The organism is Candidatus Poriferisodalis sp. (assembly GCF_965203655.1).
Taxonomy (GTDB): Bacteria; Actinomycetota; Acidimicrobiia; order Acidimicrobiales; family Poriferisodalaceae; genus Poriferisodalis.
In genome coordinates this window covers 386,501-406,617 of record NZ_CBDBDD010000008.1, presented here as the reverse complement: position 1 = coordinate 406,617, position 20,117 = coordinate 386,501, and the positions used below count along the sequence as shown (strand labels likewise).

The following is a 20,117-nucleotide window of genomic DNA, read 5'->3' as shown; positions in this document are numbered from 1 at the left end:
CTCGTGAGCACGCCCGTCGATCGCACCGACGCCGACGCCACGAGCGTCGGCATTGCCGATCTCGACGAGGCGGCGCAGCACTGGCGTGAGCACGGCTGGGTGCTCGTGGACGGACTCGTGCCGGCCGCAGACATCGACTCTGCCGTCGAAGAGCTCTGGGACCTGTATCCGCGCCCCGAGGAATTCCACTCGGGCGACCCGGCACTTCGGGAACGCTTCGTCGGACGCAGCTACAACCAAGGCCACAAGTTCCCCGAGACCGACCCCGAGGGGGCGGCGTTCCGCCCTGAGCAGTTCCTGGGCCACATCCTGTTCCCGTACACCTCGCACCGGCTGAACCGGCTGCAGGTACACGCCGATGTGCTGCGGTTCGCCCGCAAGGCGATGGGCATCGACGACATCCGCATCTACCAGGCCCGTATCTGGGGCAAGTACACCGGAGTCGCCAACTACGAGCAGCCGTTCCACCAGGACCGCAACCACAACGTGGTGCCCGACCGTCTCGAAGCCGGCTGGTGGAATCTGGAGGGCTTCCTGTACCTGAGCGATGTGGATGACGGCGTGGCGCCCACCGAGTTGGCCGGAGGCCCTGCCGACGCCACCCGACCCTACGACGGCCCGCCTGACGGAGATCGGATCTCTGCCGCAGGAGTGCGCGGCTCGTTCTTGGCGTACCGGCCAGACGTGTGGCACCGCGGCGTCGACCTCACTCGGCCCGGCGGCAGCCGATTCCTGATGAGCGCTTCCTTCAAGCCTGGCGGCGCCGACTGGATCGGCTACGACAACGTGCAGCCGGTCTCGAACGGACCCCTGTGGTCCAAGTTCGCCGCCTCCTGCACACCCGACGAGCTGTCGTTGTTCGGCGCCCCGCTGCCGGGCCACCCGTACTGGACACCCGAACTGGTCGACGCTCTCGAAGACCGCTACCGCGGGATCGACGCATCGCCCTGGCGCGACGCGCTGCGCTGACAGCCCTGCAGCACTGGCTTGGCAGGAAGCCGGGCATGGTCGCGAAGTAGCGTCGGCGGCCATGAGCTTTTTCGGATCTGACCACTTTGAGACGATCACCGACGAACTGATCTTCCCCGAAGGACCAGTGGTGCTGGCAGACGGTTCGGTGGCCGTTGTCGAGATCGGGCGCGGCACCATCACGCGCGTCGACGTGACCGACGGCCGAAAGGACATCCTGGCCACGCCAGGCGGCGGGCCGAACGGCGCCGCTCTGGGCCCCGACGGGGCGCTGTACGTGTGCAACAACGGCGGCTTCGAGTGGATCACCGTGCGGGGCCGCACCGTGCCCGGCGAGGTGGCTTCCGACTACACCACCGGCCGCATCGAGCGCATCGATCTCGAGACCGGCGAGGTGGACATCCTGTATGCCGATGTGAACGGCGTGTCGCTCAAGGGACCGAACGACATCATGTTCGACTCCACCGGCGGCTTCTGGTTCACCGATCACGGCAAGACCCGCACCCGCGACCGGGACCGCGGCGGGCTGTACTACGCCACGGCCGACGGCAGCCACATCGAAGAGATCGCGTTCCCGATGGACGGCCCGAACGGCGTGGGCATCTCCCCCGAGGAAGACCGCGTCTATGTGGCCGAGACGTTCCAAGGCGCCATGTTCGCCTTCGACCTCGAGGGCCCGGGCAAGGTTGCCGCCGGTGTACCGGCACGGGGCTGGTTCCTGGCCCGACCGGCCGGCCGCAAGTACTTCGACTCGCTGGCGATGGACGCTGAGGGCAACGTGAGCGTGGCCACGATCCTCACCGGCGGCATCAGCACCTTCACACGCGACGGCGACGAGCTCGAGTTCGCCCCCACCGACGACTCGGCGACCACCAACATCTGCTTCGGCGGCGACGACATGCGCACGGCCTACGTCACCCTGTCTGGCACCGGCCGCCTCGCCGTCGGCGACTGGCCCCGCCCCGGCCTCAAGCTCCCGTTCTAGGCCACATAACGAAGCAGGGCGGCGCCGTTGTAGGCGACGTGCTTGATGAGTCGCCTACGGCCGGCGCACGCTGCTACGCCACACAACGCGGCAACGCACCGCCGTTGTAGGCGACCATGTCCATGATCGCCTGGGGGACGCCGGGGAATTCGTAGCCGCCCGACGTTGCCTCGCGGTAGGCGACGTGAAGGTTGCCGGCGAGACGCTCGGGGTCGGTATAGCGGCCGTGGAGGCCGAGATCGGTGGCCTGGGCCTGCTCGAGCGGCGTCCTGCCTGCTGTGAGCCCCTCGGCGGCCGCCTCCTGCACGAAGCCGAGGTACGAGCGCTGCTCGTCGAGCACCCGCGCAATGTCGTCGCCGCCGAAGTGCGGGCCGTGGCCCGGCACGATCACATCTGCTCCGAAGCTCTCGATGACATCCATCGCCTGGATCGTCCCGGACACCGACCCGAACAGCGCGAAGGGCGTGCCGCCGTGGAAGATCAGGTCGCCGCAGAACAGCACCCGGCAATCGGGCAGCCACGCCACGATGTCGCCGTCGGTGTGGGCTACGAAGCCCAGGTCCGACAGCTCGATGCGACGGTCGTCCAGATGCAGCACCATCGAGCCTTCGAAGGTCACGTCAGGCGCCCGGAACTGCAGGTCGCCCCACTCGACGCCGGGGAACACGGCGCTGTAGTCGGGAATGCCGGCGGCCACCATCACGTCACGGCACTTGGCGTGCGAGATGATCGTGGCGTCAGTGAACTGGTAGTTGCCGTGGGTGTGGTCGGCGTGATGATGCGTGTTGACCACAGTCTTCACCGGATTCGGCGTCACCGACGCGATGGCATCGAGATACGCCCTGTTGCGACGCTCTGTCGAGGTCGTGTCGATCGAGATGACCGCCTCTGAACCCACCACGAATCCCATGTTGTTGATGAACCAAGTGCCGTCGGGCTGCACATAGCTGTACACGCCCGGGGCCACCTCGCTGAGCTGCGCCGCCTCGACAGCCGCGTGTGCTGCATCTCCTGACATGTGCCCCCCTCGAACCTCCGAGCCGGCCTTGTCATTCGGCCGGTACTACGGCGCAGCGTAGAACCCGTCGCCTACGCTGGGAAGCGCCTCGGACCGCGCCCGCGGGCACTCAAGGGAGCCGCCATGAGCACGACTGCTGACACCGACAGCGCTTCTGCAGAGCGGGACTTCGACGTCTACAGCGACGAGTACATCCAGGGCGCGGCAGACGTGTGGGACGAGCTGCGCGCCGAATGTCCCGTCGCCCACAGCCCCCACAATGACGGGCACTGGATGCCCACGACGTGGGACGACATCGCAGCGGTCGCCTACGACACCGAGAACTTCAGCTCTCGCGACATCGCCGTGGCACCCACGCCTGAAGGCGTCGGGCTGCTCACCGCCCCGCCGATCACCTCGGATCCCCCCTTCCACACCGACGCGCGCCGCTTGCTGCTGCCGTTCTTCGGTCCGACAGCCGTGGAGGAAATGGTCGAGGTCACTCGCAGCATCGCCCGCGAGCGCATCGACGCCATCGCAGCCGAAACCGGGGCGGACGAGGGCCGCAGCGGCGTGACGGATGCCGCCGACACCTATTCCAAGCACATTCCCGTGCGGGTCATTGCCCGCATCCTGGGACTGCCCGAGTCGGACGAGCCCAAGTTCACCCGTTGGGCGGTCGACGTGCTGCAGTCCAAGGGCGACGAGTTCGACCGGCGGGCGAATGCGACCCGTGAGGTGCTCCACTACTTCGGCGAGCTCACCGACCAGCGGCGCCAAGAACGCGCAGACGACCTGCCGTCGAAGCTGCTCGACATGAAGCTGCCCAACGGCGACCCGCTGGCCAACCACCACATCACCGGCGCCAGCTTCCTGTTGCTGCTGGCGGGAATCGACACCACGTGGAGCTCGATCTCGGCCAGCTTGATGCACCTGGCCATGAACCCCGCTGACCGCGAGCGGCTCGTGGACGAACCCGAGCTCATCCCCACGGCCATCGAAGAGTTCCTGCGTGCCTACTCCCCGGTCACCATGGCCCGCGTCACCGCCACTGACGACGCAGACATCGGCGGCTGCCCTGTGGCCAAGGGCGACAAAGTGCTGCTCCCGTTCGGCGCCGGCAACCGCGATCCGTCCAAGTTCGACCGTCCCGACGAGGTCGTCATCGACCGCGCCGAGAACCGCCACTTCGCGTTCGGGCTCGGGATCCACCGCTGCCTGGGCTCCAACCTGGCCCGCATGGAGCTGAAGGTCGCCATCGAGGAGTGGCTGGCCCGGTTCCCGAACTTCGAGCTCGCCACCGATGTCGGTGATGGCGGCGTGGAATGGGGCGGCGTGCAGGTGCGCGGCCCCCGCAACCTGCAGATCCGCGTCGGAATCTGAGCCGGCAACGAGCGGAGCCGCCCGCCGTCACTCTCCCAGCGCGTTCGACAGTTCCTCGGGTGTCATCAGCACGTCGCGGGCCTTGGAGCCTTGCGACGGACCCACCACGCCCCGCTGCTCGAGCAAATCCATCAGCCGTCCGGCGCGAGCGAAGCCCACTTTCAGCTTCCGCTGCAGCATGGATGTCGAGCCGAGCTGGGTTTCCACCACGATGGCCATTGCCTGGCGCAGCAGCTCGTCGTCGTCGGCATCGCCGGTGGTGCCGCCGGGCAGGATGCTGCTGCCATCCGAATCGTCGGTGCCCTCCACGCCTTCCACGTAGTCGACCTCGGGCGCCTGGCGGCGCCAGTGAGCCACCACGTGGGCGACCTCCGACTCGCTCACCCACGCACCCTGGATGCGGCGCGGCGTGCTGGAGTTCGCCGACAGCAGCAGCATGTCGCCCTGGCCGACCAGCCGCTCGGCGCCGGGCTGATCCAGGATGACCCGGCTGTCAGCCAGGCTGGACACGGCGAATGCCAGCCGGCTGGGGATGTTGGCCTTGATCACCCCGGTGATGACATTCACGCTCGGGCGCTGGGTGGCAACGACGAGGTGGACGCCGACGGCACGGGCCATCTGAGCCAGCCGTGTGATGGACTCCTCGACGTCGCGGGCCGCCACCATCATGAGGTCGTTCAGCTCGTCGACGACCACGACGATGAAGGGCATCGACTCGTGCGGCTGGTCGTTGCCCAGCAGCTCGCTCTCGTCGCTGTGCAGCGCCCCGTCGAGCACGGCCGCGTTGTACCCGGTGATGTCGCGAAAACCCGCCTCCGACAGCACGTCGTAGCGGCGCTCCATCTCCTTCACGGCCCACGCCAGGGCGTTTGCCGCCTTGCGCGGCTCGGTCACCACCGCCGTCAGCAGGTGCGGCAGGCCGTCGTACTGCCCGAGCTCCACCCGTTTGGGGTCGACGAGGATCATCCGCACCTCATCGGGTGTGGATCGCATGAGCAGTGACGCGATGATCGAGTTGATGCACGACGACTTGCCCGAGCCGGTCGCGCCGGCAATGAGCACGTGGGGCATCGTGGCCAGATTGAGCATGACCTCACGACCCGAGATGTCCTTGCCCATCGCCACTTCGAGCGGGTGCACGGCTTCGGTCGCGGCCTTGGCGGACAGGATGTCGCCGAGCGCGACCAGGTGACGGTCGGAGTTGGGAACCTCGATGCCGATCGCTGACCGGCCGGGGATGGGCGCGAGGATCCGGACATCGGCGGCGGCCATGGCGTAAGCGATGTCCTTGTGGAGGGCTGTGACGCGCGACACCTTCACGCCCGGGCCCAGCTTCAGCTCGTAGCGCGTGACCGTCGGGCCAGGCTCCCAGCCGGTGACCTGAGTTTCCACGCCGTGACTGGCCAGTGCCGCCACCAGTGCCGCAGCGCCCGCCGACAGCTGGGCCCGGTCGAACTGCTGGGTGCCGCTGCGCTTCAGCATCGACTTCTTCGGCAGCTTCCAGCGCGGACGCTGGCTGCTCCCTCCCGTGCCCTTGCTGGCCGCGACAGCCGCCGGCACAGGTGTCGGGACGGCTTGGTCGGAGGGAGGCTCGACGAACTGCGGGGGCGATGGCTCGAAGACAGCCTCGTCGGATGCTGCCTCGCTGGCATCCGAGGTGCCCAGGTCCAGACCCGGAGTCTGGCCAGCCGGCTCAGTCTCTAGGTCGTACTGCTCTTCCCCGAAGGACGGGGGCTCGGGATCTTCGCCGACGCGCTGCAGGCTTCGGGCACCCTTCGACAGCGAGCCGCTCAGCTTCTGACCGAGCGCGGACAGACCGGTCCATATCCATCGCAACACCTGGCCGAGGCCGATGTTGGCGACGATCATGACCGCGAACAGCATCACCAGCAGCAGCAGCACCCATGTCGCGGGATCGTCGATCAGGCGTCGCAGGGGCTCGGCAACGACGGCGCCCAGCACTCCCCCGCTGCCTCGCAGGTCCTCCAGCGATCCGAAGCCGTCGGCGGATCCGGACAGGTGTGCGGCCGCAGCGAATGCAACCGTGAGCATGCTCAGTCCGAAGGCGGCTCGGCCGCTCCGCTCCGAAGCGGTCATGCGGGCGAGCGCGACGCCGATCCAGACCAGCAGGATCGGCACGACGTACCGGAACACGCCCAGCAGAATTGCGAGCGCGCTCTCCAAAACTCGGCCCACGACGCCCGCTCGGTCGCCCAGCAGCCCCAACGCGCAGATCACAGCGAGAGCGAACAGCGACAGCGCCACGATCTCGCGGGATCGGCCGCTCAGGGCATTGCGAACGACCCGCGAGAACCCGCTGCGGCCTTCGTGTGCAGACGACGATTTGGACGCGTCCTTTGAGCCATTGGCCCCGGCGGTGCCGCGCGCACTCACCTCAGCGAGAGTACCGAGGCGGGGCTGGACCATTGGAGACCCCGCCGACTATGCGTCGTCTGTTCCTGCCTCGAACGAACGCTGCTCTGCGGCCGCATTCCGGCGCTGGTTGCGGACGGTTTGCACCGCAACCAGCACAAACATCGCCACGGTGAACGGGATCGAGTAGCGATTGATGAACCTGATCACCGCTCCGAGGGGGCCAGCGAACAGATCGGCAACCCACCACACCAGCGCTAGGCGGGTGAAGGTGCCGGCGAGGTTCACCACCACGAACAGCGGCTGGCGCATGCGCGCAATCCCCGAGAGCAAGCACATCGGGTAGCCGGGAATGGCGAACAGCAGCAGCCAGCCGGCGCGCGGGAACCAGCGTTCCAGCCAGTCCATGGTGCGGATGACGCGGCTGCGGGGTCCCATCTCCGCTGCCAGGTAGGCCTTGGCATTGGGTCCGTAGTCGTAGCCGAGCCGGTACAGGAACGGGTCGGTGATGAACAGGCGGGTCAGCCCGATGGCCATGAATGCCCACAGCGGGGCCTGATGGGCCACGCCGAGCAAGATGGGGTCGGTGGCGTTCAGCGACAGCAACAGCAGCGGCGCCCGCGCAATGAGCGCCGCGAAGAAGATCTGGCCCGCATAGGCCGCCAAGGCGAAGCCCACCGGCACCGCAGCCAGCAGCTGCATCCGCCGTCGGTCTGCATCGGTGATCACCGGGCCAGCCGATGCTCCGTCGGCAGCGGCGCTTCCATCCGCCGTTGATTCGTCCCCGCCGTCGTCAGCCACCGCGGCCGAGGCTACGCACCGGCACACCCCTGGCGCCGGTGTTCAAATGCACCGGCACACGCTTTCGAGGCGGCGGCCCATGCCCTCTAGCCTGCGGCGTCATGGAATCGACGATGATGGACGTGCCGCTCACCTTGGACCCGCTGTTCGAACGCGCCGAGACGCTGTTCGCGGACAAGGAGCTGGTGACTGCCACCGCAACCGGCATCGAGCGCACGAACTACGGGCGCTGGGCTGAGCGGACTCGGCTGCTCGGCGGTGCACTCGACGATCTCGGCGTCTCCGCGGATGGCCGCGTAGCCACGTTCGCCTGGAACACCGACCGTCATCTCGAGCTGTACTTCGCTGCGCCCTGCTCGGGCCGGGTGCTGCACACGCTCAATATCCGGCTGTTCGCCGAGCAGGTCACCTACATCGCGAATCACGCAGAGGACGAGGTGATCTTCGCCGACCGTTCGCTGCTGCCCCTGCTGTGGCCGCTGGTGGACGAGATGGCCACGGTCCGCCACGTCGTCGTGATGGACGACTCGGGCAGCAGCACCGGACCCGAGATTCCCGACGATCCGCGCATCGTCGACTACGAAGAGCTGCTGGCGGCCGCGTCGCCGGCGGGGTTCCGCGTCGCCGACGAACGCCAAGCGGCTTCCATGTGCTACACGAGCGGCACTACCGGCGAGCCCAAGGGCGTGGTGTACAGCCACCGCTCCACCTACCTCCACACCCTCGCGGCGATGCTCGTCGACTCGGCCGGAGTGTGCGAGAGCGATGTGGTCATGCCGGTGGTGCCGATGTTCCACGCCAACAGCTGGGGGCTGAGCCATGCGGCGGTGGCCGCCGGGGCCAAGCTCGTCAATCCCGGCCCGAACTTGGCGCCCAAGCCGCTGGCGGAACTGATCGAGACCGAGCGGGTCACGCTCGCTGCGGGGGTTCCCACGATCTGGATGGGCGTGCTGGGCGAGCTCGAAGGGCGCGACGTGTCCAGCCTGCGAGCCATCCCCTGCGGCGGCTCGGCGGTGCCCAAGGCGCTGTCTGAGGGATACCGGGAGGCGGTGGGGCTGCCGATCCTGCAGGCGTGGGGCATGACCGAGACCAGCCCGCTGTGCTCGATCGCGCATATCCGCTCCGGACAGCAGGGCCTCGACGACGATGCCAAGGCCGACCTGCGCACCACCGTGGGCACGATCCTGCCGACCGTGGAGTTCCGCATCTGCGAGCCCGACACCACCAATGAGCTGCCCCGCGACGGCGAGTCGTCCGGCGAGCTGCACGTCCGCGGCCCGTATGTGACCGGCTCGTACTACAACCGGCCCGACGCCGCAGACTCATTCACCGAGGACGGCTGGCTTCGCACTGGCGACGTGGCCACCTGCGACCCAAACGGCTACATCCGCCTCGTGGACCGCACCAAGGATCTCATCAAGTCCGGCGGCGAGTGGATCAGCTCGGCCGAGGTGGAGAACGAGATCATGAGCCACCCCAAGGTGGCAGAGGCCGCGGTGGTCGCCGTTGCCTCGGACCGCTGGATGGAGCGGCCCATGGCCTGCGTGGTGCCGGTCGAGGGCGAAACGATCACCCACGACGAACTCATCGAGTACCTGACGCCGCGGATGGCGAAGTGGTGGCTGCCGAGCGCGACCCAGATCATCGACGAGGTCCCGAAGACCTCGACCGGCAAGTTCTCCAAGAAGACGCTGCGGGATCGCTTCGCCGATCTCGTGGTGGAGTGAGCCGGGCATGAGCACTCCGCACCGCTCCGAGTCTGATGCGAGCGGTCCACACCGCTCCGAGTCTGATGCGAGCGGTCCACACCGCTCCGAGTCTGATGCGAGCGGTCCACACCGCTCCGAGTCTGATGCGAGCGGTCCACACCGCTCCGAACCGCGCCTGCTCGTTTGGCTGGCCCTGCGCTTGAAGGGTCTGGGCGAGATCGATGACGTCGCTGCGATCCACGGGCTCGAGCCCGACGACACCGAGTGGCTGCTGGCGGAGCTGGACGCTGCCGGGCACTGCATGTTCCGCGAGGTCGGCGGGGTGCCGAAGTTCATCCTCACCCCAACCGGCCGCGACGACGGCGAGACCGCGCTGGCCGCTGAGCTGGATGGGGCCGGTGCCCGCGACGCCGTCACGACGGCCTACCGGGAATTCCTGGCGCTGAACCCCAAGATGCTGCAGCTGTGCACCGACTGGCAGGTGCTTCCTGAAGATCATCCCGCAGCGGCAGATGCCGGTCCGGGAGACGGCGGGCGGTTGAATGACCACGGCGACCCGCAGTACGACGCGGCCATCATCAGCCGGCTGGGGGATCTGCACGGCGAGCTCGGCGGGGTGCTCGACCAACTCTGCAGCGCGATGGCCCGTTACGACAACTACGCGCCCAGATTCGCCGAGGCGCTCAGCCGGCTGCAGGCCGGCGAATTGGACTATCTCACCAAGCCGATGATCCCCAGCTATCACACGGTGTGGTTCGAGCTGCACGAGGACCTGCTGGCCACGCTCGGCATCAACCGGGCCGACGAAGGCAGCGTCTGAGGCGGTTACGGCGTCCGCACGCAGGAAAATCAAGACCAGCGTGGTCAGGGCACGGCAGTAGTCTCGACAGCATGAGCGCGCGATTCGGACGAGTGGTTCCGGCGATGATCACGCCCTTCGCGGCAGATGGATCGCTGGACGTGGATGCTGGGGTGACGCTGGCCCGCTGGCTCGTAGGCGAGGGCGCCGAGGGTCTCGTGATCACCGGCACGACCGGTGAGGCTCCCACCATCACCGATGAGGAAGATTGGGAACTCTGGCGCGCGGTGGCGGAGGCCGTCACGGTGCCGGTCGTGGCCGGCACCACCACCAACGACACGGCTCATTCGGTGAGCCAGACCCGCAAGGCTGCAGAGCTGGGCGTTGACGGCATCCTGGCTGTGACGCCGTACTACAACCGGCCCTCGCAGGCTGGCATCGCAGCGCACTTCGCCGCCGTGGCCGAGTGCACCGACCTGCCGATCGTCATGTACGACATCCCAGTGCGCACGGGGCGCAAGATCAACACGCCCACGCTGCTGGAGCTGGCGCAGATCCCGAACATCGTGGCGGTGAAAGACGCCGCCGGGAACCCCGGCGAGACGGCGAAGGTCATCGCCGAAGCCCCGGAAGGCTTTGAGGTGTACAGCGGCGACGACACATTCACGCTGCCGCTGCTGGCCGTCGGCGCGGTGGGCGTGATCAGCGTGGCGGCGCACTGGAGCATTCCCGAGCACGTCGCCATGTTCGACGCCTGGGATGCAGGCGACGCCACCAAGGCCCGCGAGATCAACGCCGCCCTGCTCGAGAGCTACGACTTCGAGACCGGCGACGAGGCACCCAACCCTGTGCCCACCAAAGCCATGCTGCGCACGCTGGGACTGCCAGTCGGCGAGCCCCGCCTGCCCATGGGTCCGACACCCGACGGTTTGGAAGACCGCGCCCGAGAGGTCTACGCCCGGCTGAAGCAGACTTGAGCGCGCCCGGGTCCGCTACGGACAGCGGCAGAGGCAGCAGTCGGTCGCGCAGGCGGCGCAACAGCCGCAGCAAGCAGCACAGCGGCTCGTCGCCGGTCACCGTCACCTTCCTGGGTGGGCTGGGCGACGTCGGGCGCAACTGCACCGTGGTCGAGCAGAGCGGCAAGCTGCTCGTCATCGATTTCGGGGTGATGTTTCCTGACCCGGCGGTCATGCCCGGCGTGCAGCATGTGCTGCCCGATATGGGCTGGCTCAACTCGCGTGCGGGCGACATCGTCGGATTGGTGGTCACGCACGGCCACGAGGACCACCTCGGCGGCGTGCCGCACTTCCTGCGCAACATTGAGGTTCCTCTGTACGGGTCGGCCCTGTCTATGGCACTCGCCGAGCACAAGGTGACCGAGGCACGCTTGGCAGACCGCACGTCATTCCATGTCATCGGCGACGGCGAGCGCCGCAAGATCGGTCCGTTCGATGTCGAAGCACTGCCGATCACCCACTCGGTGCCCCAGAGCCTGTGCATCGTGCTGCACACGCCGGTCGGCGCACTGGTGCACACGGGCGACTTCAAGATCGACCCCTCTCCGGTGGATGGTCGGCTGACCGACCTCGAGCGCCTGCGGGGGCTGGGCGACGAGGGCATCGCCCTGCTGATGGCCGATTCCACCAACGCCGACCGGCCGGGCCGCAGCGCGTCGGAGACCGAGATCGGCGCAACGCTGCGGCGGCTGTTCAGCGAGCGCCCGGACCGGCGACTGATCGTGAGCTGCTTCGCCAGCCATCTGCACCGGGTCCAGCAGATCTGCGACGCCGCCATATCCGAAGGTCGCGTGGTGGTCCCGGTAGGTCGTTCGATGGTGAACAACGTCCGCATCGCACGCCAGCTCGGCGTGCTCGATGTTCCAGACCGTGCGCTGTTCGGTGTCGAGCAGCTCGACCGCTTCAATCCCGACGAAGTCTGCATCGTCTGCACGGGCAGCCAGGGCGAGCCCGGCGCGGCACTGTCGCAGATCGCCGGCGGAGCGCATTCCGACGTGACGACCGGTGCCGACGACACGGTGATCCTGTCGAGCCACCCGATCCCGGGCAACGAGCGAGCCGTGTTCCGCATGGTGTCGCGACTGGCCCGCCAGGGTGCCGAGGTGATCCACGACGGGCACGAGTTGGTGCACACGTCCGGGCACGCCCAGCGCGACGAGCTACGCGAGCTGCATCAGGCATGCCGCCCGCGCTGGTTCGTGCCGATCGAGGGCGAGTTCCACATGCTGGCCCGCCATGCCGGACTTGCCCGTGAGGTGGGGATGAAGGCCAAGCGGGTGCTGACGCTGACCGACGGCGCCCAGATCACGCTCAAGGGCAACGAGCTCCAAGTCCGCGCCGGCGTTCCGGCGCCCTACCACTACGTGGACGGGACGCTCGACGATCCCGACACCGAAGTCATCGACGAGCGCTTGGCCCTCACGGCGGGATTCGTACACGTAACCGTCGTGCTCGACCGCAAGGGCCGTCTGGCGGCGACACCCGACATCGCCTCACGAGGCTGGCTCGACGTGACCAAGCACGCCGAGGTGGTCGAAGCCCTCGCCACCGACATCGCCCAGGCCGTCGAACAGGCCGTCAAGGGATCACGGCCCAGCCCCGATCCAGACGAGATAGAGCGTGTGGTGCGCCGCGCCACCGGTCGCTTCGTCGGCAACCGCACCCGTCGCCGCCCCGCTATCTCCGCCACCGTGATCCCCCTCACCTGATCGCAGTCGAGCAGTACCTCAGGTGCGCCTAGCCGGGGTCACACGACATTGATGGGGTGGGGCACTGGTTGGTTGAAGAGGTAGCCCTTGAGGTTGTAGGGGACCAGGCCGGGCTGGGTGTTGCCGGCGGTATCGGTGGCCCGAGTCATCACGGTGTGGCGGCCGCTGAACGCTTCCCAGGTGAACTCGAATCGGGCCCAGCCGAGGCGCGCCTGGGGGCCGACGAGCTGCGCTTCCTGCCACGAATTGCCCGAATCGTCGCTCCATTCGACCGCGGCGATCCTGCCTGCCGGGGAATGGGCGTAGCCGCCGATGCGGTGCTCGCCGGCATCGAGCTCGGCCGGCCATGGCAGCGCGAGGGCGCTCTTGATGGTCTGGGTGGTCGCCACTTTTCCTTCGGCTTGCCCTTCGGGCGGGTACGCATCGCCAATCAATACATACGACGTGGTGTTGTTGCGCGCCCACTGCTGATTTGTCGATACCACGATGCGGCTGAGCCACTTGATGCTCGTGCTGCCCACCCATCCCGGGACGATTGCCCGGAGCGGGTAGCCGTGGTCTCGCGGCAGCGTGGCGCCATTCATGCCGTGCACCAGCAGCGTGTCGGGGTCCATTGCCTTTTTGATGGGGATCACGCGGCGGAAGCCCGCCTCGGGCGAGTCGACATCCATACCGATCAGCATCACGCTGACGGCGTCGTCGCTGATGCCCGCCGCGCCCAGCACGTCTGCGAGCGGTGCCCCGGTCCAGGTGGCGTTGCCGACAGCTCCGGTGCCCCATTGCGTGCCCTCGGCTGCTTGGCCATTGACCACGTCGAACATGGCCCGGTGATTGCCGGCGCATTCGAGGTACGCCTCCAGTGTGCGGCTTTCCATGGCGAGCACGTCTTCATAAGACAGCTCAAGCTCGGAGGGCACGGCGTCGCCGGTGATGCTCAGCGACCAGCCATCGACGCCGACATCGAGGCTGACCGAGTTGTTCCGCACGAAGAAGAACCGCTCCGGCGTGATCGGCCCGTCCATGTTCTCGAGACGGGATTCGAGGCCTGCGGTGCCGCGCACGATGAACGGCGCCGGATCCTTGAACCATGGCGCCGTCCCGACGGCCGGGGCCGTCGACGCCAGCGTCTCAGCCGGAACCCGTGTGCCCGTGCATGCGGCCAGCACTGCCGATGCCCCGCCGGCCGACAGCAGCCAGAGGAACCGGCGGCGGCTCATCCCCCGCTCGTGGGCGAACTCCCAGAGCGGTCGAGGTTGCGCGGCCCCGGTCACCATTGGCCCCGCACGAACTAGAGCTGCAGGTACGTATCGAGGCCGACCGTGACGCCCGGGTAGTCACCGATGGATTTGCAGGCGAGCAGCACGCCCGGCATGAACGACACCCGATCCAGGCTGTCGTGGCGGATGGTGAGCGTCTCGCCGGCCGTGCCCAGCAGTACCTGCTGGTGCGCCACCAGCCCCCGCAGCCGGACGGAGTGAACGGGAATGCCGCCGGGGCCCTTGCCGCCGCGGGCGCCCGGCACCACCTCGTCACGGGTGGGGTCCGGCCCCCAGTCATCGGAGGCCTCTGCCATGGCACGCACAGTCTGCATGGCGGTGCCAGAGGGTGCATCCACCTTGTTGTCGTGATGCAGCTCGATGACCTCGGCCGTCGGGAAGAACGGAGCGGCGAGCTCGGCAAAGCGCATCATGAGCACCGCACCGATGGCGAAGTTCGGGGCGATGAGGCAATTGCTGGCGGTGAATGCGGCCCGGCACCGCTCATAGTCGTCGGGATCGAGGCCGCTGGTGCCGACAACGGCGTGCACACCGTTCTCCGCGCACCATGCCAAGTTCTCGCGGGCCGCAGCGGCAACGGTGAAGTCGACAGCCACGTCGACGCCCGCCGGGTCGATGTCGGCGACCGACGCCACGATGTCGATGCTGCCGGTGACGTCGCGCTGGCCCGGCGCACCTGGGTCCACACCGGCTGCAAGTTCCAGATCGGCATCGGCGGCCACGGCCTCGCACACCGTGGCGCCCATCCGTCCACCCGCGCCGAACACCAGCACTTTCACGATGGTCACGCTAGTGGCGGGTCAGAACGCCTCGTTGTGTGGCGGACGGCCGCACGACCTATCCGGCGAGCGGAACCCGCTCAACGGCGGCCGCGGCGGCGGCCTGATCCCCGTCCGGACTGCTCGAGCTCAGGACCGAGGTCGCCGTAGACGTCCTTGGCGATCTGCTCGAAGTGCTCGCCGAACGAGACGTCCTCACGGGCAGTGCCGCTCGGTGCCGATGCGGCGCCGGCGTCGTCATCGCCGTCGGCGGCGGCAGCGGGTGCGTCTGCACCATCGCCTGCCGGCACTGCGGCGGCCACCGGCGTGCGGGACCGGCGTGTGCCGTTGCCGCTGCCGCCCCTGTCGCGGTCGCGGCCGCGTTCACGCCGCGGCGGCGCGCCGTCGTCCGCCCCGTCGGCGTCGCCCTCCGAGCCGCCGACCTGCGTCGGATCGGCCGGCGAGAGGCTGATCTTGCCGTTGGGGTCAATCTCCTCGACGATCACGCTGACCACATCGCCGAGCTCGAGCACTTCTTCGACCGAGTTCAGCCGCCGACGGCCACCCAGCTTGGAGATGTGCAGCAAGCCGTCGGTACCGGGCAGCACGTTCACGAAGGCGCCGAACTTGGTGATGTTGACCACGCGGCCCTCGTAGGTGGCACCCACGTCGGGCGTCGGCGGGTTGACGATCAGCCGGATCTGCCGCTCGGCCTCTTCAACGACCTCACGGTCGGTAGCGCCGATGCTGACCGTGCCCACGGTGCCATCGTCGTCCACGTTGATGTCGGCGCCGGTCTCCTCCTGGATGGAGTTGATGACCTTGCCCCGCGGTCCGATGACCTCGGCGATCTTGTCGATCGGGATCTCGAAGCTGGTGATCTTCGGCGCGGTCTCGCCCACGTCGGGCCTCGGCTCGGCAATCGCAGCCCGCATGACGTCGAGGATCTGCAGGCGAGCCTGCCGGGCTTGCTGCAGCGCTTGGGCAAGCACCTCGGCGGGAATGCCGTCGATCTTGGTGTCGAGCTGGAGTGCCGTGATGGCGTCTTCGGTGCCGGCGACCTTGAAGTCCATGTCGCCGAAGGCGTCTTCGGCACCCAGGATGTCGGTGAGCGTCACGTACTTGCCGTCGGCATACACCAGGCCCATCGCCACGCCGGCGACGTGGTCCACGATCGGCACGCCGGCATCCATCAGCGACAGCGATGATGCGCACACGGAACCCATGGAGGTGGATCCGTTGGACGTGAGCACGTCAGACACCAGCCGGATCGCGTACGGGAAATCTTCCTTGGACGGGATGACCGGGAAGATCGCTCGCTCGGCGAGTGCGCCGTGGCCGATCTCGCGCCGCTTGGGGCCCCGCATGAAGCCGGCCTCGCCGGTGGAGAACGGCGGGAAGTTGTAGTGATGCATGAACCGGCGCCGGTCCTGAGGATTCAGGGTGTCGACGATCTGCTCCATCCGCGACATCGCCAAGGTGGTGACGTTCAGCACCTGGGTCTCGCCGCGCTGGAACAGGCCCGATCCGTGAGCGGTGCGGCCGAGGTAACCAGCAACTGACGAGAGCGGCCGGACCTCATCTGTAGCGCGTCCATCAATACGGAAGCCGTCGGCAACGATGCGCTCCCGCACGATCTCCTTCGACAGCGACCTGACGGCTTCACGGATCTGATCCTTGGCACCGTCGAGGTCGGCGAACTCTGCTGCGACTTCGTCGATTACGGCGCTGCTGGTCTCAGACTGGGCGGCCTCGCGCTCGGCCTTGTCGGCGATGGCCATCACCTCACGCATGCGATCGCTCGCAACCTCGCGCACGCGATCGAGCACCTCGTCGGAGTAGTCCTTGCTGGACGTGTACTCCATCACCGAGATCGGCCCGGATTGCTCCTCGACCAGCCGGCGCAGCGACTTCTGCATCTCGATGATGTCGTCGATCCATTGCTTGGAGGCTTCGAGACCGCTCGCAAGCACGTCCTCGGTGACCTTCGGCGCGCCCTCGGCGTAGTACTCAAACGCCTTCTCGGTGCCACCGGCCTCCACCATCATCACGGCGATGTCGCCGCTGTCGAGCTGGCGACCGGCCACCACCATCTCGAACGTGGCGGCCTCGGACTCTTCGTGGGTGGCGAAGGGGATCCACTCGCCGTCGGTGGAGTAGGCGATCCGCACGCCAGCGATCGGGCAGTCGAACGGGATGCCGCTCAGCCACAGGGCGGCCGACGCCCCGTTCAGCGCCACCAAGTCGTACGGGTTGACGTGGTCGGCGCCGAGGATCGTGCCCACGATGTGGGTGTCGTGGCGGTAGTCGCCCGGGAAGTTCGGCCGCAGCGGCCGGTCGATCAGCCGGCACGTGAGGATCGCGTCGTCGGACGCACGCCCCTCTCGCCGGAAGAATGAGCCGGGAATCCGGCCCACTGCGTACATGCGCTCCTCGATGTCGACGGTGAGCGGGAAGAACGATGCGCCGTCGCGTGGGCGGTTCGACGCGGTTGCGGTGACGAGCACTTGTGTGTCGCCGATGCGGGACGTGACCGCCCCGTTTGCGAGCCCGGCAAGCACGCCGGTCTCGAAGGTGATGGTCTTGTCGGTGCCCGCGATGGGACCGGTGACCGAAATGGCTTCAGCCATGTCTGCTCCTGTTGTGGGGTGGGGATCGGTGGTCAGCGCCGGAGGCCGAGCTTTGCGATCAAAGCCCGGTACCGCTCGACGTCGTTGGCGTTCAGGTAGTCGAGCAACCTGCGCCGACGTCCGACGAGCTTCAACAGCCCTCGGCGGCTGTGGTGATCCTTGTGGTGGGTCTGGAGGTGTTCGGTGAGGTGCTCGATGCGTGCGCTCAACTGCGCCACCTGCACCTCTGGCGATCCGGTATCGGCCGGGTGATGACGGTGTCCGTCGATCAGCGTGGCCGCTGGACTCGATCTCTTGGCACTCATGCCTTTGCTGTATTCCCTCTGTGTTGCCGTCGCAGAGCCGATGGGAGGCCTGCTGCGACGAACCGGCCGGACAACCCAGCCGTGATCTTCTGTCTCTTGTCAGCCGTGCAGGCTACCAGCGAGTCAGGTGTGCAGGCACTTCGCGGCGTCTTCGATGTCGCGGCGAAGCTGGGCTTTCAGCTCGTCGATGCCGTCGAATCGCCGCTCGGGCCGCAGCCTGCGCACAAAGCGGAGCCTGGCCGTCTCGTCGTAGAGATCGCCTCGAAACCCGATCAGGTGCGCCTCGATCAGCGAGCGCTCGGCGAAGTCGTAGAAGGTGGGGCGACGGCCGATGTTGACCGCCGCGGGATACTGCGCGCCGTCGGGGCGTGCGTACCAGGCCGCGTAGACCCCGTCGGCGGGGATCTGCAGGTCTGGCGTGGTGGGCAGGTTGGCTGTCGGCACACCGATTTGTCGACCGCGCCGGTCGCCGACTGTCACGGTGCCGCGCACCTCGAAAGGACGCCCCAGCAGCCGGTGCGCCCGCTCCACGTCACCCGCCGCGAGCGCTTCGCGAATCGACGTCGATGAAATGACATCGCCGTCGCCGGTCATCTGCTTCACGAGCGGCAGACCGACCACCTCGTAGCCGTAGCTGGCGCCCACTTGACGCAGCGTCTCGATGTTGCCGCGCCGTCCCTTGCCGAAGTGGAAGTCGGCGCCGACCACCACAGCCCGGGCAGACAGGCAGTTGACCAAGATCACGTGCGCGAACTCCTCAGCGGGCACGGCAGCTTGGGCTTCGTCGAAGGTGACGACCAGCGTGTAGTCCACGCCGGTCTCGGCGAGCAGCTCGAGTTTGTGGTCGAGATCGCACAGCAGCTTGGGCGCCGATTCGGGTCGGACCACCGTGGCCGGGTGCCGATCGAAGGTCACGACCGCAGTCGAGCAACCTCGCTCTGCAGCCAGTCGGTGCATCTCGGAGATCACCGTGCGGTGCCCCCGGTGGACGCCGTCGTACTCGCCGACGGTCACCACGCTGCCGTGGTCGAGCACCGGACACCAGTCCAGATCGCGGATGACCTCCATGAGCCCAACGCTACTGTCGCCGGACCGGCCTGACGTAGCCGACGGGAGTCCGACAGGCCGGCTCAGAACGCCAGCACCGTGGCGCGCAGCCGGTCGCCGACTCGCTCGTGCACCCCGACGAGCGCTGCGTCAGGATCGACGAGCGCCCACGGCCCCACACCGTCGTAGCGATCAGCCTCGAGGTGCGCTCCGCTGCGGGCCCGAGCCGCTTCATCGGAGCTCAGGCGAATCTGGCCGAGATCCCGTACGAGTTCTGCGGGCTCGCGCAGCGCGGCGTCGGTAACCGGTGCCGCCTCGGACTCGGTGAAGGCACCGCTGCGCGTCCGCCGCAACGATCGCACATGCGCGCCCCCGCCGAGTGCGGCGCCCAAGTCGGCACCGAGTGACCTCACATAGGTGCCTGCAGCACACTCGACATGAGCCCGGTAGACCAGCGGATCGTCGGTGGGGCGGGCGTCGAAGCGGTAGACCTTGACCTCACGCGGCTTGCGTGCCGCGGTCTGGCCGGCGCGGGCGATCTCGTGCAGCCGGCGCCCGCCGACACGCACGGCGGACACCATCGGTGGCAGCTGCGAGATCGTGCCGACGAAGGCCGCCGCCGCGCTGGCGACCCCGGCGGGGTCGAGGCGCATGTCATGGGTCGCAACGGTCTCGCCGGCCGCATCCAGCGTGCTGGTGGTGACGCCGAAGACGATGTCGCACTCGTAGGTCTTGCGGCCCGCGGTGGCGAAGCGCAGCAAGCGGGTGGCGTTTCCGATGCCGATCACGAGCACGCCGGTGGCCGAGGGATCGAGCGTGCCGGCGTGCCCGATGCGGCGCTCGCCGAAGCGGCGGCGGGCCATGGCGACCACGTCGTGGGACGTAGGTCCCGCCGGTTTGTCGACGATGAGCGCGCCATGGACGGTCGGGGGACGGCGTCGCGCCATCAGCGCTCGTCGGGCTCGTCGGGCTCGTCCCGCTCGGCGGCGATGCCTGCCAGCAGGTCGTCGATGCGTTCGGCCTCGACCGCCGAGTAGTCGCGCCGAAAACGCAGCGTCGGCGTCCGCCGCAAGCTCGTTCGGGCGCCCAGGGCGCGCTGCAGGCGGTGGTGGTGCTCGTCGAATGCCGCCGCTGCCGCATCGTCGTCATCGGGGTCGCGCACGTCGTAGTGGACGACGGCCAAAGTCAGCTCACGGTCCACATCCACGCCGGTGATGACGACGCCCTCGAACGCTTCGTCGAGCCGTTCCATCTCCGACGCCACGACGCTGCGCACCAGCGTCCCGACGCGATCAGTGCGCTCGTACCGGTGTGCAGTCGGCATCGAGCGCCTCCGGCTGCGGGGGCGACGAGCCATGT

The 20,117-nt window shown here is 68.0% G+C and carries 17 protein-coding genes; 7 read left to right on the top strand and 10 right to left on the bottom strand.

The features are described 5' to 3' along the window. The first annotated feature begins 3 nt into the window (after window positions 1-3). A complete protein-coding gene (locus ACOGW9_RS10495) occupies window positions 4-969 on the top strand; it encodes a hypothetical protein (RefSeq protein ID WP_419910987.1) in 966 nt (321 codons plus the stop codon). A gap of 61 nt (window positions 970-1,030) precedes the next feature. After that, window positions 1,031-1,954: an SMP-30/gluconolactonase/LRE family protein gene (locus ACOGW9_RS10490; RefSeq protein ID WP_419910985.1), complete on the top strand. Its 924-nt coding sequence runs from the start codon at window positions 1,031-1,033 to the stop codon at window positions 1,952-1,954. 73 nt (window positions 1,955-2,027) lie between these two features. On the opposite strand, the gene ACOGW9_RS10485 is transcribed toward ACOGW9_RS10490, so the two are convergent. Next, window positions 2,028-2,972: an MBL fold metallo-hydrolase gene (locus ACOGW9_RS10485; RefSeq protein ID WP_419910983.1), complete on the bottom strand. Its 945-nt coding sequence runs from the start codon at window positions 2,970-2,972 to the stop codon at window positions 2,028-2,030. Window positions 2,973-3,095: 123 nt separating this feature from the next. Between ACOGW9_RS10485 and ACOGW9_RS10480 the strand changes: the two genes are divergently transcribed. Next, window positions 3,096-4,334 carry a cytochrome P450 gene (locus ACOGW9_RS10480; RefSeq protein ID WP_419910981.1) on the top strand — a complete coding sequence of 413 codons (1,239 nt, stop codon included), beginning with the start codon at window positions 3,096-3,098 and terminating at the stop codon, window positions 4,332-4,334. A gap of 27 nt (window positions 4,335-4,361) precedes the next feature. Here ACOGW9_RS10480 and ACOGW9_RS10475 read toward each other — a convergent pair whose 3' ends face one another. Beyond that, window positions 4,362-6,728 (bottom strand): DNA translocase FtsK 4TM domain-containing protein, encoded by a 2,367-nt coding sequence (locus tag ACOGW9_RS10475; protein WP_419910979.1) that lies wholly within the window; start codon window positions 6,726-6,728, stop codon window positions 4,362-4,364. 48 nt (window positions 6,729-6,776) lie between these two features. Continuing rightward, the gene (locus tag ACOGW9_RS10470; protein WP_419910977.1) at window positions 6,777-7,508 is read right to left on the bottom strand and encodes a hypothetical protein; all 732 of its coding nucleotides are present in this window, start codon (window positions 7,506-7,508) and stop codon (window positions 6,777-6,779) included. A 101-nt stretch (window positions 7,509-7,609) separates the two neighbouring features. Between ACOGW9_RS10470 and ACOGW9_RS10465 the strand changes: the two genes are divergently transcribed. From ACOGW9_RS10465 to ACOGW9_RS10450, 4 genes are all read left to right on the top strand, one after another. After that, complete coding sequence (locus ACOGW9_RS10465; protein ID WP_419910975.1) at window positions 7,610-9,235, top strand: long-chain fatty acid--CoA ligase; 1,626 nt, start codon at window positions 7,610-7,612, stop codon at window positions 9,233-9,235. A 7-nt stretch (window positions 9,236-9,242) separates the two neighbouring features. Next, on the top strand, window positions 9,243-10,037 hold the full coding sequence (locus ACOGW9_RS10460) for a transcriptional regulator (RefSeq protein WP_419910973.1): 795 nt from the start codon (window positions 9,243-9,245) through the stop codon (window positions 10,035-10,037). Window positions 10,038-10,108: 71 nt separating this feature from the next. Continuing rightward, window positions 10,109-10,993 (top strand): 4-hydroxy-tetrahydrodipicolinate synthase, encoded by an 885-nt coding sequence (gene dapA / locus ACOGW9_RS10455; protein ID WP_419910971.1) that lies wholly within the window; start codon window positions 10,109-10,111, stop codon window positions 10,991-10,993. Beyond that, window positions 10,990-12,741, top strand: a complete 1,752-nt coding sequence (locus tag ACOGW9_RS10450) for a ribonuclease J (RefSeq protein ID WP_419910969.1) — start codon at window positions 10,990-10,992, stop codon at window positions 12,739-12,741. The genes dapA and ACOGW9_RS10450 overlap by 4 nt, the downstream gene beginning before the upstream one ends. Before the next feature lie 38 nt (window positions 12,742-12,779). Here the strand turns inward: ACOGW9_RS10450 and ACOGW9_RS10445 are convergent, their stop codons facing one another. The 7 genes from ACOGW9_RS10445 to ACOGW9_RS10415 all read right to left on the bottom strand — a co-directional run bounded on the left by ACOGW9_RS10445 (window position 12,780) and on the right by ACOGW9_RS10415 (window position 20,115). Beyond that, complete coding sequence (locus ACOGW9_RS10445) at window positions 12,780-13,958, bottom strand: sulfite oxidase (RefSeq protein WP_419910967.1); 1,179 nt, start codon at window positions 13,956-13,958, stop codon at window positions 12,780-12,782. A gap of 71 nt (window positions 13,959-14,029) precedes the next feature. Beyond that, window positions 14,030-14,797 carry a 4-hydroxy-tetrahydrodipicolinate reductase gene (dapB, locus tag ACOGW9_RS10440; protein ID WP_419910965.1) on the bottom strand — a complete coding sequence of 256 codons (768 nt, stop codon included), beginning with the start codon at window positions 14,795-14,797 and terminating at the stop codon, window positions 14,030-14,032. A gap of 80 nt (window positions 14,798-14,877) precedes the next feature. Continuing rightward, the gene (locus ACOGW9_RS10435) at window positions 14,878-17,406 is read right to left on the bottom strand and encodes a polyribonucleotide nucleotidyltransferase (protein ID WP_419910963.1); all 2,529 of its coding nucleotides are present in this window, start codon (window positions 17,404-17,406) and stop codon (window positions 14,878-14,880) included. Window positions 17,407-17,438: 32 nt separating this feature from the next. Continuing rightward, window positions 17,439-17,711 carry a 30S ribosomal protein S15 gene (gene rpsO, locus ACOGW9_RS10430; RefSeq protein WP_419910961.1) on the bottom strand — a complete coding sequence of 91 codons (273 nt, stop codon included), beginning with the start codon at window positions 17,709-17,711 and terminating at the stop codon, window positions 17,439-17,441. 123 nt (window positions 17,712-17,834) lie between these two features. Further along, complete coding sequence (locus ACOGW9_RS10425) at window positions 17,835-18,779, bottom strand: bifunctional riboflavin kinase/FAD synthetase (RefSeq protein ID WP_419910959.1); 945 nt, start codon at window positions 18,777-18,779, stop codon at window positions 17,835-17,837. A 62-nt stretch (window positions 18,780-18,841) separates the two neighbouring features. Further along, a complete protein-coding gene (gene truB, locus ACOGW9_RS10420; protein WP_419910957.1) occupies window positions 18,842-19,705 on the bottom strand; it encodes a tRNA pseudouridine(55) synthase TruB in 864 nt (287 codons plus the stop codon). Beyond that, window positions 19,705-20,115, bottom strand: a complete 411-nt coding sequence (locus tag ACOGW9_RS10415) for a ribosome-binding factor A (RefSeq protein ID WP_419910955.1) — start codon at window positions 20,113-20,115, stop codon at window positions 19,705-19,707. The genes truB and ACOGW9_RS10415 overlap by 1 nt, the downstream gene beginning before the upstream one ends. Between the last annotated feature and the right edge of the window lie 2 nt (window positions 20,116-20,117).

Coding starts and splice junctions, on each gene's coding strand:
- ACOGW9_RS10490 (WP_419910985.1), top strand. CDS start 1,031: ATGAGCTTTTTCGGATCTGACCACTTTGAGACGATCACCGACGAACTG.
- ACOGW9_RS10485 (WP_419910983.1), bottom strand. CDS start 2,972: ATGTCAGGAGATGCAGCACACGCGGCTGTCGAGGCGGCGCAGCTCAGC.
- ACOGW9_RS10480 (WP_419910981.1), top strand. CDS start 3,096: ATGAGCACGACTGCTGACACCGACAGCGCTTCTGCAGAGCGGGACTTC.
- ACOGW9_RS10465 (WP_419910975.1), top strand. CDS start 7,610: ATGGAATCGACGATGATGGACGTGCCGCTCACCTTGGACCCGCTGTTC.
- ACOGW9_RS10460 (WP_419910973.1), top strand. CDS start 9,243: ATGAGCACTCCGCACCGCTCCGAGTCTGATGCGAGCGGTCCACACCGC.
- dapA (WP_419910971.1), top strand. CDS start 10,109: ATGAGCGCGCGATTCGGACGAGTGGTTCCGGCGATGATCACGCCCTTC.
- ACOGW9_RS10445 (WP_419910967.1), bottom strand. CDS start 13,958: ATGAGCCGCCGCCGGTTCCTCTGGCTGCTGTCGGCCGGCGGGGCATCG.
- ACOGW9_RS10435 (WP_419910963.1), bottom strand. CDS start 17,406: ATGGCTGAAGCCATTTCGGTCACCGGTCCCATCGCGGGCACCGACAAG.
- rpsO (WP_419910961.1), bottom strand. CDS start 17,711: ATGAGTGCCAAGAGATCGAGTCCAGCGGCCACGCTGATCGACGGACAC.
- ACOGW9_RS10425 (WP_419910959.1), bottom strand. CDS start 18,779: ATGGAGGTCATCCGCGATCTGGACTGGTGTCCGGTGCTCGACCACGGC.
- truB (WP_419910957.1), bottom strand. CDS start 19,705: ATGGCGCGACGCCGTCCCCCGACCGTCCATGGCGCGCTCATCGTCGAC.
- ACOGW9_RS10415 (WP_419910955.1), bottom strand. CDS start 20,115: ATGGCTCGTCGCCCCCGCAGCCGGAGGCGCTCGATGCCGACTGCACAC.